The 13,328-nt window shown below is 43.3% G+C and carries 8 protein-coding genes; 1 reads left to right on the top strand and 7 read right to left on the bottom strand.

Annotated features, from left to right (window positions below):
• Positions 1-57 precede the first annotated feature (57 nt).
• Positions 58-1,233 (bottom strand): MFS transporter, encoded by a 1,176-nt coding sequence (locus tag AACR09_RS14975; RefSeq protein WP_029405203.1) that lies wholly within the window; start codon positions 1,231-1,233, stop codon positions 58-60.
• Positions 1,234-1,453: 220 nt separating this feature from the next.
• Between AACR09_RS14975 and AACR09_RS14970 the strand changes: the two genes are divergently transcribed.
• Positions 1,454-2,344 (top strand): LysR family transcriptional regulator, encoded by an 891-nt coding sequence (locus tag AACR09_RS14970; RefSeq protein ID WP_017082005.1) that lies wholly within the window; start codon positions 1,454-1,456, stop codon positions 2,342-2,344.
• A gap of 148 nt (positions 2,345-2,492) precedes the next feature.
• On the opposite strand, the gene AACR09_RS14965 is transcribed toward AACR09_RS14970, so the two are convergent.
• The 6 genes from AACR09_RS14965 to AACR09_RS14940 form a co-directional block, all read right to left on the bottom strand.
• On the bottom strand, positions 2,493-7,418 hold the full coding sequence (locus AACR09_RS14965; protein WP_193835295.1) for an ATP-binding protein: 4,926 nt from the start codon (positions 7,416-7,418) through the stop codon (positions 2,493-2,495).
• Positions 7,411-8,436 (bottom strand): HD-GYP domain-containing protein, encoded by a 1,026-nt coding sequence (locus AACR09_RS14960; protein WP_004731591.1) that lies wholly within the window; start codon positions 8,434-8,436, stop codon positions 7,411-7,413. The genes AACR09_RS14965 and AACR09_RS14960 overlap by 8 nt, the downstream gene beginning before the upstream one ends.
• A 276-nt stretch (positions 8,437-8,712) precedes the next feature.
• Positions 8,713-9,477, bottom strand: a complete 765-nt coding sequence (locus AACR09_RS14955; protein ID WP_102393611.1) for an iron ABC transporter ATP-binding protein — start codon at positions 9,475-9,477, stop codon at positions 8,713-8,715.
• Positions 9,478-9,489: 12 nt separating this feature from the next.
• The gene (locus AACR09_RS14950) at positions 9,490-10,440 is read right to left on the bottom strand and encodes an iron chelate uptake ABC transporter family permease subunit (RefSeq protein ID WP_102502693.1); all 951 of its coding nucleotides are present in this window, start codon (positions 10,438-10,440) and stop codon (positions 9,490-9,492) included.
• Complete coding sequence (locus AACR09_RS14945) at positions 10,433-11,386, bottom strand: ABC transporter permease (RefSeq protein WP_102444261.1); 954 nt, start codon at positions 11,384-11,386, stop codon at positions 10,433-10,435. Before AACR09_RS14945 ends, AACR09_RS14950 begins: the two co-directional genes overlap by 8 nt.
• Before the next feature lie 99 nt (positions 11,387-11,485).
• Positions 11,486-12,418, bottom strand: coding sequence for a siderophore ABC transporter substrate-binding protein (locus AACR09_RS14940; protein WP_065605455.1), 933 nt, complete (start codon positions 12,416-12,418; stop codon positions 11,486-11,488).
• Positions 12,419-13,328 lie beyond the last annotated feature (910 nt).

Raw genomic sequence — 13,328 nt, 5'->3', positions numbered from 1 at the left:
AGATACTAGGGTTCTAATCACAGTAACGAATTTACTGAACCACCATTCGATGAGCCATCACACAGGCTGCTTTTGAATACGCGATTTACGAGCACTAAATGCGAACAGCAAGATAACAGCTAACACGAATGGTAATACGTAGATATTGAGGTTCTGCCACCCTGCTGTCGATTCTAGCCAGCCAGAGAGCATCGCTGTAATAGTCACACAGCCAAAGACAATAAATTCATTAAACGCTTGTGCCTTAGCTTTATTCTGCGATTGGTAGGACTGACTAAACAAACCTGTTGCCGCGATAAACATGAAGTTCCAACCCACACCAAGCACAACTAGAGCAGCTCTGAAGTGCCAGATAGATTCGCCATGAATGTTAATCGCGATACAGACGACGAACAGAATCCCGCCCGCCAAGATCATCATTCTTGAGCCAAACTTCTCGATAAGTGATCCGGTAAAAAATGCAGGTACAAACATCCCCAACACGTGCCACTCAATCACGCCAGCAGCTTTAGTAAAGTCAAAACCACAGCCAATCATTGCCAATGGCGTTGCAGTCATCAAAATGTTCATTACGGCGTAAGCAACCATGGCTGCAAAGACCGCACCAATAAAGTTCGGCGCTTTAACGATCACACCTAAAGGATCGGCTTTGGGAGCCTGACTATTAAAAGAGACTTTAGGAAACTGAATGGTTTGTAAAATGAGTAACGCAAGAATGTTCAACCCAATCAAAGAAGCAAAAGCACCAATGTACAAGCCATCTGCTGACCATTGTTGAGACATAATCGCCAAGTTTGGCCCCAATACTGCTGCTAAAACGCCACCAGCCATCGATATAGATATCGCTCGATGACGGGCATTTTCATCACACACCTCGATTGCAGCAAAGCGATAAAGCGTGCCAAAACCTATGCCTATCCCAAGTAAGAACGTGGCGAAACAAAACAGATAGAAATTTTGCTGAGACAGTGCGTAAGTGGCAAGGCTAGCCCCTGTAATGCCAACCACATTACCAATGCTAAATCCTCGCTTTCTCCCTAACTTACCTGAAATTAGAGACGCAGGAATAGTGGCTGCCATTAAACCCAAAAACTGCAGTGCAACCGGCAAGGTAATCATGCTCACACTGGGCGCAATCTGCTTGCCGATCAAGCCAATCACAGAGATCAGTAATATGTTACCCGTCATCAACAAGGCCTGACACAGTGAGAGCAGCCAAACATTTCTATTCATCTTCGTTCCTAAATATGAGCACAGTTGGTCAATAGACCAAATAATCAACAAAGTCGCAACACTTTGTTACTCATAGCAACTCTACAAGTCGACCAATATAAATAGTTACCACCACATTGACTTTGATTAGCGTTACTTAAGACGCTAGAGTTGAAATTATCATTACTTAAGATAATAATAATTTTCTGTTATTTATAGGCTTTAGCATTTGAAGGTGAGTATGATCAATCCACTTTGGCTCAATACATTTAAGACTCTGGTTGAAGTTGGACATTTCACCCAAACGGCTGAAAAGTTGTACATGACACAACCAGGAGTGAGCCAGCACATCAAGAAGCTTGAACAAGCTTGCAATTGTGACCTGCTCTCTCGAGAAAATAAGAGCTTCGAGCTGACTGAACAAGGTCGGATCATGTATCGCTATGCGCTCAAGCTAGAAAAAGACCAAGAAGATCTTTTTGAGTCTCTGAGTTTTGATAATCCTTATGCTGGGCAATGTCATCTATCCTGTTCGGGTTCACTCTCTTTACGTCTGTATCCCAAGCTTCTTGAACTTCAGCAGCAACACCAAGATCTGAGCATTAACTTAGAAGCAGCTCCAAACAAAAAGATATTGAACGACCTGATCCAAGGCACAACCGATATCGGCATTGTTAGGCACTCCCCAAACGACAGTTACTATCAGAGCCAAGTCATTGGTAAAGAAGCACTCTGCCTCATCGTTCACAGCAGTCTGGCTCACTTAGAGATAACACCACAAGTACTGCACGACATTGGCCTTATTGCGCATCCAGATTCTGCTCACTACCTGTCTTTGTATTTCGACCTGTGTGGAGACAAGGATCTCGCGAACATTAACGTTAATGAAATACCAAGATCTGGCTACATCAATCAGCTTCACCAGATCTTGCTGCCAGTATCGAAAGGGTTAGGCTTTACCGTCTTACCGGCTGGCGCAGTTGAGCACTTCCCAGAAAGAGACAAGTTGCACGTTGTGCCACCCAAAGTAGAGGTTGAGGAAATACTGTATCTGGTTCAAAAACGAAACAGAAAACTGCCGCACCGATACGATACAGTTATCGATCTGATCAAACAAAACGTGAGTGGTTAGAAGCGTTGATTAGTTGATTAGTTGATTAGTTGATTAAATTTAAAGCCTTTAACCCAAAAGGTTAAAGGCTTTAATACTGAAGTACTTGTTATTCAGACAGTAATAGCGATAAGACAGCAACTGTTATATGCCGACGAAGCAAAGCGGCTTATTCCAAGGTGTTGAGAACCTCACACGCTCGCTCGAAGTCATAATTATCTAACGCACTTTGCACATCGTTAAGCGCAACAGAATTTGGATACTCTGTAAGTAGCTCGGCCACGTATTGCGTTGCATCGTTATCATAAGCTTCCAGCAGCGAGAGCAGCTTAACCCTTTGGTCTTCTTTGACCACGGTCCCCATCGCACTCGCTTCACTCATCCCCTCTGCATGTGGCTTCACAATCAGGCTTTCCGTTGCTGTAATAAACTCAACTAACCTCGCCTCACCTTCTCTGAGGGCTTGATCATCACACAAACGATTGTGAGCTTTATCTTCTAACTCCCCCATCAAATCAGCTAACTGAAGGCCACCAATCGACGCTGCCATGCTTTTCAAAGTATGCAGGTTTCTTTCAAGCGTAATCCAATCGTCTTGTGCCAAATTATCAAACGCATCAACCATCATACTTGGCGCACTGCTATGGAACTTCCCAACCAGTTTATTTTGTAGTTCCGAATCATGATGAGTGAGCTGTTCAAATCGTTGCTGAGAAAACACACTGATCACATCAATGCTGTTAGGTTGACTTGTTAGACCTTCGAGTTGTTCTTCCTGCCCATCTAACGACGCTGCCTTCCCTTCTACCATCACCTCCGGCACGATGTATTTGATGATCAAAGAAGTCGCTTTATCGATGATAATCGGCTTGTCTAAGAAGTCCGTTACACCTGCGTCTCTTGCTCTTTGCTTCGCATCAGCAAACACATTGGCGGACATCGCGATAATAGGAACCTGAGTATCAAACTCACGGATCTGACGCGTCGCTTCAAAGCCATCCATCACGGGCATTTGAAGATCCATAAGAATCATTTCATAGTCATTATTTTTGGCTAGTGATACCGCCTCTTTTCCGTCCTCGGCCAAGTCAGCATTCAACTTCGAACGCTTTAAAAATGCCAAGGCTAGGTCTTGGTTTAATTCATTATCTTCAACCAGTAATACCTTTTGCCCTTTGAACTCGATGTGATAATCCAACTTGAGCTCTTGTGATTTAAAGTGCGCCAGTTCTTCTGAATCTGACCTAGGCAAAGTGAGAACGAAAGAGAACTCACTGCCCTTACCCAAAACGCTTGCGACTGAAATTTTACTGCCCATGGCTTGCACGAGCTTTTGACTGATATTTAGCCCTAAGCCAGTACCTCCAAACTTTCTCGTGGTAGTACTATCTGCCTGACTGAATGCTTGAAAGAGCTTGTGCCTATTTTCTTCAGAAATGCCAATCCCTGTATCGGAAACAACCACCTTTATACTCACGCTGCGATCATTGGATTCGAGATGAGTAACATTCAAAGTCACGTTCCCATGCGATGTAAATTTGATTGCGTTACCAATCAGGTTAAGAATGACTTGGAATAGTCTTAACGGGTCGCCAATCAACGGAGTATCTAGCTCTGGATCTATCGACATAGACAACTTAAGTTGCTTCTCATCCGCTTTCGATTCCATCAACTCAATGACATCTTGGAATATCGTCACGGGATCAAATGGGATGCTATCAATGACAAGCTGTCCCGCCTCTATCTTAGAGAAGTCGAGGATGTCATTAATAATGCTTAACAGTGAATGCCCCGAACGGTGCACTTTCTCAATATAATTTCGAGCAACAGGATTAGATATTTCGCCAATGGCCAGATAAGACAAACCAATTATTGCGTTCATTGGCGTTCTAATTTCATGGCTCATATTGGCTAAGAATTCCGATTTAGCTTGGCTTGCCAGATCTGCTCTCTGTTTCTCTTCTTCAAGTTGTTCGTTTAGGCGTTTCATTTCTGAAATATCGAACGCCCAAAATAGTGTGGCTATCTCGCCATCTAGCTCAAACAAATAATAGCTGACGAGCGCGACGAAACGGGTTCCGTCAGATTTTCTTAGCACCAACTCTCTGTTTACCACCTTTCCGTTGAGTTTAAGCTCCTTATGTACATCGTCCCGAACGGCTAAGGAATCATGAATAGCAGCCGCATCGATAGAGTCAAGATCCAGATCTTCAACCCCAAACAGGCGTTTCGCAGTATCGTTGGCATAGCGAACCTTCTCTTCTAACACAACACTAGCGGCAATTGGAGAACTATTGAGCATATTGTAGAGCTGTTCCTGAGCCTTCTTAAGCGCCTCTGTTGCATCATTAGCAATGCTTATCTGCTTCGAGAGTTTTCGATTCCAGAAAACGATAAGTAAAACGATCACCAAAGCAAAACTTGAAATGGTATAAACCAATTCATAGTCGACTCTTTCTATCGCTTTTGGTGCTGCCCACTTCGCCGATATCTTTTGACGTTCTTCAGCAGAAATGCTCTCAATTGCCTTATTCACAATGGAATAGAGCAAAGGTTCAGACTTAATGACATGTAAAGTTGGAGAAAGGAAAAAATCAAGTCGTCCGATAATTCCGACCTCACGATGACCAAATGAATCAATGAGATAGTTTAGGACTTCGATAGTATCGATCATGCCATCTAGGGTTTCATCATCCAGTCGGTTAAGCCCATCTTCTGTGGATTCTACTTTCACCCATTCAATATTCGGGTATTTCTCGACAATCGCGTCGGTATTTGCTGCGTTCTTCAAAATACCGATTTTCCATCCTTCAGCTTCTTCAAGCACCAAGCTACTTATGTCTCGTCTCGATGCAATAGCTAAACGGCTTGAAAACAGGCTCTTGACTGCTTTAACGTTGTCTCCTAACGAACGGTTCTCTTGAGCTGCGGAGACCAGTTCTACTTCATGATGATCAACCAAGCTACGGGTCTCTGACCAACTTGCAACGTCTACATGGTTGATACTTAACCCTGTTTTCTGCTCAATGAGCGTTAGATAATCGTCAATCATACCGATGTATTCACCGGTATTGGATACAGCCTCATAAGGCAACGAGTTCGGATCGATACCTATCCGAACCTCTGGATTTTCTTTGATCCACTTCCTCTCTTTTTGGCTTAGATTTAAGATCTCTCCAGTCAAGTTACTCGCTTGATAAACATCCGCAATATAGCGTTTCGCCGCATCTCCAAATGAACTAAATTGTTCGACCGATGGAAAATAAACATGGTTTCGCTCTAACGTCTGAACATCAAAGTAGAAAGTCATCGAACCAGAATTGGTGCTCCCTCCTTTGGTTCGATAATTTGCCACCTTGGTGACCGACGAAAAATGAGAGGTGTTTTTCGTCTCTCCATATTCATCAACTAGGTTACCGATATACCAAGATTTGATCGGGCGATTATTGTTATCTGCTTGTGCCGTGATCACCTGAAACGACCTGTCCGTGTCGAAAATTTCAAAAACTTCGGTTAACTCTTCAAAGCGGTCATTGACGATAAAATACGCGGATATTTGCGCTATGATATTCGCCTTTTTAAGCACTTGGCTTAGATCATTCTGAACCTGCATCTCGATAATTTGACTTAAACCATCATCGGCCTGTTTAAGTTTGTTAATCGCGGCATTGAAGCTGTCTCTGATTTCCTCACTCTTAAAGTCAACATAGATCGGATACTCAACTTTATACTCGTCATGTAACATTAGCTCTGCCATTTCAATAAAACGAGTATTGGTGATAAACCACTCCAGAACTCTTCGTTCAACCATTAACAGGTCAACATTTTGAGCCCTCAACTGTGAGAATGCTGATTCAAGACCTTCGTAATCTTCGACACGACCAATGTCTAACTTACCCTTCAGTACTTCAACTGAATTTTTAATTGGTGAGGTCTCGTCGAACAATAACGCCCCTAGTGATAGGTCGTTCTGAGATTGAAGTTTGAGCTTGCGGCGAGTCAGAGAAACAGGAACAAACTCAACATTAAGAACTTTATCACTTAGGAAATGTGCATTAGGGTCATCAAACTGAACGCCAGAAACAAAGGCAATAGAATTATTGTTATCGATGGCCTTTCTAGCGGCACTAGGAGGGAGAGTGACAACGTCACCCAGCTTATACCCCATATCATTAAGAGCACGTTGAATAATGTCGTGTTCTAGCCCGACCGCGGTGCTGTCTGGATACATATACGGAGGGTTACCAAAGCCAAATACGCCTTTTAGTGGAACTCGATAAGGAGAAGTATCTAGCCACTTTGATAAAATCTGGTTCTTATTAGCAACGTCAAAGGTTTCAATTTGTTTGTTGATTAGCGTCAGTAGCTCTGGTTCGTCATTTCGAATCACCATCGACGCCTCTAACTTTTTCCAATGCTCCAAAACATAGTTGACCGCTAGATCATGAACGCCAATCTTTTTCGCAAGATCCATAGTGGTGATAGGTTCACCGACCATGCCTTCAACATCACCAGCCCCTAACGCACGCACTGCATCAATAACGTTGTCAAAGTCCACTCGTTCAATAGAGCTCAACTGGACGCCAGCTCTTTGTAAGTCTATGTTTTCATTAACCATAGCAATGCGGCGTTTATTATTTTGATCTAGATTTACATCGAGTTTTTTGTCGACAGGGACTATCACAGCCACCTGATAAGGAATATAGGGATCACTTGCAAGAAAACGTCCACCTTCACTTGGGTCGAACTGTTGGAATGGGAACACGTCGCCTCGCCCATCTAACAAAGCATCTTTGGCCTTAACACGTGAGTCCACGCTGATAAATCGAGTATGAACACCAAATCGATTTTCAAGATCTAATGCCCAGTCTTTTATGATCCCAGAGACCTTTCCTTCATCATCGATAAATGAGTATGGGTAATGGTCGGTAAGGGTAACAAAGGTAATCGTTGGTTGGTTTTCTAACCACTGATTTAACGTTGCATCGGTCACTTCGCCGGCGTTTGCACTGCGAATTGTCAGTGGCCACACCAATAAGCCAATGACAAGAGATAATAAAAAACGATTTAGCGACAACATCAAGCCATCACTCATCTCTAAATTTCTCTTTAATTGCTAGAATCTCAGGTAACTTTAGAAAAAACATATCGACGATAGTCGGGTCAAAATGCTTGCCTTTCTGTTCTTCAAACAAGCTCAGTGCCTCATCGACACTCCAAGCTTTCTTATAAGGACGCTCTGCTGTCAGGGCATCAAATACGTCAGCAACGGCCGCAATTCGTCCAACCAATGGAATATCTTCGCCGGCTATCTGGTTTGGGTAACCACTGCCATCCCACTTTTCATGGTGATACTGCGCGACTTGAATGGCCATACGCATCAGTTTGGAATCGCCCTGCCTACCAAGGATTTCAACACCGAACTCGACGTGTTTCTGCATGGTAGTCCATTCATCGGCATCCAATTTACCTGGCTTCAGTAACACACTGTCAGGAATGCCAATCTTGCCAATATCATGCATTGGCGCGGCATCACGCAAGGTCTCGGCATCTTCGTCTGTCATGCCCAAGGCTTTGGCTAATATCTCGCAATAATGGCTCATGCGCATAACGTGCATGCCCGTCTCGTTATCTTTAAATTCAGCCGCTCTACCCAATATGTTGAGCGTTTCCAGTTTGCCGAGATTGATCTCTTGGGTTTTCTCTTTCACCTGACTAAACAACGCTCGTTGCTGGTCATAAAGAGCAATATGGGTTTTTACACGTTGTAGTGCAATTTCAGGTGTAATTGGCTTCGTTAAATAATCAACAGCACCTAAGGACAAGCCTTTTACTTCGGCTTCAGGGCCAATCTTCGCGGTAACGAATATAATGGGGATATGCGCAGTATTTGGCTGAGCTTTTAATTGACGACACACTTCGTAGCCATCGATGTCAGGCATCATAATATCAAGGAGAATAAGATCTGGCTGCGGCACCATCTTCGCTATTTTGATACCGATAGTACCGTTAATCGCGACCTTAACTTGATAGGTATCTTTGAGGATTGCCGTTAACACATCTAAGTTACTTGGGGTGTCATCCACGACTAACACTATAGGTTTACGACTCATTGACACCTCGTATAAAAATCAAACAGTTATCAACATAGTGTAGATGGGTTTTCGTACCTCTCAACATGAAAATGACAAATGATTGTTAAAAATGAAGAGTCGATCTTCGAGTGACATCAAACTAACGGTTTGATGTCAAAAATACGGCAGAGATTAGCGTATAACACAAGAGGGAATATGCTTTCTTGGACATATGAACCATACGAAAAGAGCTCCTCATATGGGAGCTCTTTTATACAACGGCTAGAAAACAAAACAACCCAGTTATTCAGTAATCTAACGACCAGAATAATACATACAGATTCGAACACCATCGAACTCACGAATCTCAAATGGGATCTCGTAGATCGATTCCATCACTAACTTTTCAACCACTTCAGAGACCTTACCCGACTTAACCACTTGGCCCTTCTTCATCGCGACAATGTTATCTGAGTAGCAAGAAGCGAAGTTGATGTCGTGAATTACGATAACCACCGCTTTATTAAACTCATGCGCCAAGCGACGCAGCGTCTGCATGATTTCAACCGAGTGTTTAATATCAAGGTTATTCAGAGGTTCATCTAAAAACACATAATCCGTATCTTGCGCCACAACCATCGCGATAAACGCCATTTGACGCTGACCACCACTCAACTCATCAAGGTATTTGTTTTGAATGTCGGTAATGCCAAGGTGCTCTAGCGCTGTATCTACGATCTTATGATCTTCGTCTTTCAAGCGACCTTGAGAATGTGGGAAACGACCAAAACAGACCAACTCACGAATCGTAAATCGCATATTGATGTTGTTTGATTGTCTTAACACGGCAAGATGCTTGGCTAGCTCTTTGGTATCCCATTCAGCCAGTAATTTATCGCCGATAACGACCTCGCCCGCATCACTTTCGGTTAATCGACTCGCCATAGAAAGCAGTGTACTTTTACCCGCACCATTTGGGCCAATGATAGAAGTCACTTCTCCTTTCGGGAACATAGCACTGGCATCATCAACCACGAGTGACTTGCCATACTTCTTAGTTAAACCTGTTAATTTAATCACTACTTACTACCTTTACTGAATTCTGGTGCGTAACAACAAGAACATAAAATACAAACCACCGACCAAGTTAATGATCACACTCACTGTGGTTTCAAACGCCATTACTTTTTCGATAAACCATTGGCCTGAAACCAAGAGCACTACCGCTAACAAACTGCTTGCGATGATAAGCACACGATGCTGATAAGATCGGAATATCTGGCGAGCTAAGCTCACGGTGATCAAGCCAAAGAACAGCACAGGGCCAACCAAAGCCGTCGATACCGCGACCATCACTGACACAATCACCAAGGTAATTTGAGTCAGTCGCTTGGTGTTCACCCCTAAGCTTGTTGCGTTATCGACACCAAGCCAAAGCACATCAAGCTTAGGCGCTAACAACCACAGGCCAAGCAAGCTCAAACCTAATGGAATAAGGCTAAGGTAAACCAGTTCGCCTTTCACGTTATTGAAGCTTGCGAACATCACATTCTGCAGCACCGCGAATTCATTGGGATCAATCAACATCGCAAGGAAGTTCGCTAAGCTCGAGAATACGCTGCCACACACGATGCCTATTAAAAGCAGTGTGAATACGTTATTTCGCTTGCTCTTAAAGTAGAAATGGAACAGAGCAAACGAGAACAAGATCATCACAGTTACAGACATCGAAAAGTTTGCGATTGAATCAATCACCCAGAAGCTAGCACTGCCAAACACAAACAGAAGTACCGTTTGAACCAGCATATACAAGCTATCAAAGCCCAAGATGGATGGGGTTAGAATTCGATTATTAGTAATGGTTTGGAACACCAATGACGATGCAGAAATCGCCACCGCCGCCAACACAATTGACAGCAGTTTAGGTAGTCGCAGAGACAAGAAGAACTCATAGTTATCCCACGTAAGTCCCTGCCCCACAAATACTGCCGCCATACACAAAGACGCGATGGCCAGAATCGCAATTTTTACTGAATCACGCATTCGACTTGTCTCTCATGATTAGGTAGATAAAAATCAAGCCACCAAAGATGCTGATTACCATCGAGATTGGAATCTCATAAGGGAAGATGACGATTCGAGCTAACAAGTCACAAGCCAATACCAAGATCACGCCCCAATAGGCTGTCCAAGGCAGAATCTTCTTCATGTTATCGCCCATCATCAGCGACACGATATTCGGCACGATAAGGCCAAGGAATGGGATAACACCGACGATCATCACTACAGAAGAGGCACAGATAGCGACCAATGCAACACCAATGAAGACGATCTTCTGGTAATTCAAGCCGATGTTTTTCGCAAAGCTCTCGCCAATACTCGCCGCACTGAACTGACTCGCGAAGTAGTAAGCCAACACACAAGCAGGCACTGCGAGGTAAAGAATTTCATAGCTGCCTTGCAACACACTCGCAAAGTTCGCCATTGTCCATGCCGACATGGTTTGTACTAAGTCGTACTTATAAGCAATAAAGGTTGTTAGAGACGAAACAACGTTGCCATACATGATGCCAATCAAAGGCACCAACACCGCATTCTTGAACTTCAGGTGTTGTAGAAAACGGACCAATAGCATGGTTCCGAGAACCGCAAACGCGAAAATGAAACCTAAGTAGCTCCATTGCGCTGCATTGCCTAGCACTAGAATGCCGACTATGTAGCCCAACATCGCACAGTCAATGGTGCCCATAGTCGAAGGTGCGGCAAACTTGTTCTGCACGATCTGTTGCATGATCAAGCCAGCGACACTCAAGCCCGCACCGGCAAGCACAATTGCGAACAGTCGAGGGATTCGACTAACAACATAAATAGAGTTGGCGTGTTGGTTGCCATTGAAGAAGTCGCTAAAACTGATCTCAGCGACTCCAATCATCAATGACATAACGCATAACACAACAAGAAATACAGCAGCTGCAATGGGTTTCAACATAGAAATAATACTAAAGGTAGGGCTCGTTGAGTCCGTATGAAAAGTGAAAAAGGGCTTATAAGAACACTCTTATAAGCCCGAAAACCTGATGATTAGTGACTATTGAATCGTTCGTTCAATATCACCCAACATTCTGTGAATCGCTGTCACGCCACCACCCGCCAAATACCAAGCACTTGAATCAAGGTAAACGATGTTGCCTTGCTGCGCTGCAGGTGTCGCCGCAACTAATGGGTTATCAAACAGTTGTTGTGCGCGACCTTCTGATTTGCCAATCGCTTTTTCGCGATCAAGAACGTAAAGCACTTCAGGTTTTGCGTCAGCAATGTATTCGAACGAAATTAGGTTGCCGTGAGTCCCTTTAATTGGAGCCACTGTCGCACTCTTTGACTCCTCGAAACCAAAATCATCAAAAATGATCGAGAAGCGACTGCCCTTATTGAACATCGCAATGTTGTTGCCGTTGTTCATCAGCATCATTGCTGAAGTTTCGTCAGACGCGACTTTGTCGTTTACCGCAGTGATAGACGCTTGAGTCTCTTTGATGATCGCTTCTACTTCAGCTTGCTTACCAAAGATATCACCTAGCGCGCGCCAGTTTTGCTGAGCATCAGCCCAGTATTTATCACCTTCAATAGAGAACATGACCGTTGGAGCGATTTGTGCCAGCTTGTCGTAAACCTTAAGCATGCGGTTTTCCGCGATAATGATGTCAGGCTTCAACATGTAGATAGCTTCAAAATCAGGTTCACTCAATGATCCTGTATTTGCTGTCGTTTCTTTGTACGAAGCCAGGTAATCGGGCAGCAAGCTATGAGGCGCACCAACTGGCTGTACACCAATTTGATCAAGCACATCCAAGCTACCAAAGCCAAGTACCACAACGCGCTGTGGTACTTCAGTAAACTGCGCCGTGCCCTTTACGTGTTCAATGGTCACGGTTTTCGCTTGAACGGTCATCAATAATGATGATGCAAGAACGATGGCAAGCCCGCTTAACAACTGGCGAACTGAATTGATTGTTTTCTTCATGTTTCTTCCTTTGCCATTGATACTAACCACCACTCATGACAATGAAAGTCACATTACTCATAGGCGAGTATGGTGCGTACACAACGGCTAAATAACGATAATTTAAAGTCTGTCATTGCTTTGATAACAAACCCGTAACGCAAGTGAGAACTATTATCAATTATATTTGCGTTAAACTGGCGACACAACAACTTTATTATTCAGAAATGTAAAAGTGAGTATTCATATCTTGCTTAGTCAGGAGAGATACTAGGGATCAGAAATAACAAAAAGACGCGAAGAGGAAAATGATCATCAATCTGAAGAATAAACTGATGGGGGAAAGTGCTCGAAAACCCTGAAATTACAACGCTAAACTCCAGAATCACAACGCTCAACCTCAGAGTCAAGAATTGAAATTTACAATGTAAAGATTATATATAACAGAGGCTTAATCATCACTAAATTAGCTGAACAAATAAAACCACTAATGACAAAGAGCACAAAGCGGTGCAAAGCCAAACATCGGTCAGGTATCATGGTGAATTATCGGTCCTTCGCTCATTTAACTCTCAACAAGCGACGGCAAATCATTCAAAAATATTTTTAAATTTAATTAAAAATAGAGTTGCAATTCAAAAAACTAGGCGTATAGTGCGCCACTTGGCTCTAATCTATAGAGCTGTTAATGCTAAAGTAAGTCCAAGTTCCTCAAAGACAGTTCTCGATTTCCTCGTTACACCATCTCTGCGTCAGCTTTCACCTAGATAGTCATTCAATAGCTTTTAAATTCGATCCTCACTACCGATCTATCGTCATTCGCTCTTTTGCTAGCGAAGTCAAAATAGATCGATCACTTAAATATAAATGTAATAAACACAAGGCACAGTTATGTCACGCAGAACAACACGACAAACCCATTGGTACCAAC

The sequence above is a fragment of the Vibrio sp. OPT20 genome (genome assembly GCF_963889365.1).
Lineage (GTDB): Bacteria > Pseudomonadota > Gammaproteobacteria > Enterobacterales > Vibrionaceae > Vibrio > Vibrio splendidus.
The sequence above is the reverse complement of the archived record's forward strand: the minus strand, read 5'-3'. Positions and strand labels throughout refer to the sequence as shown.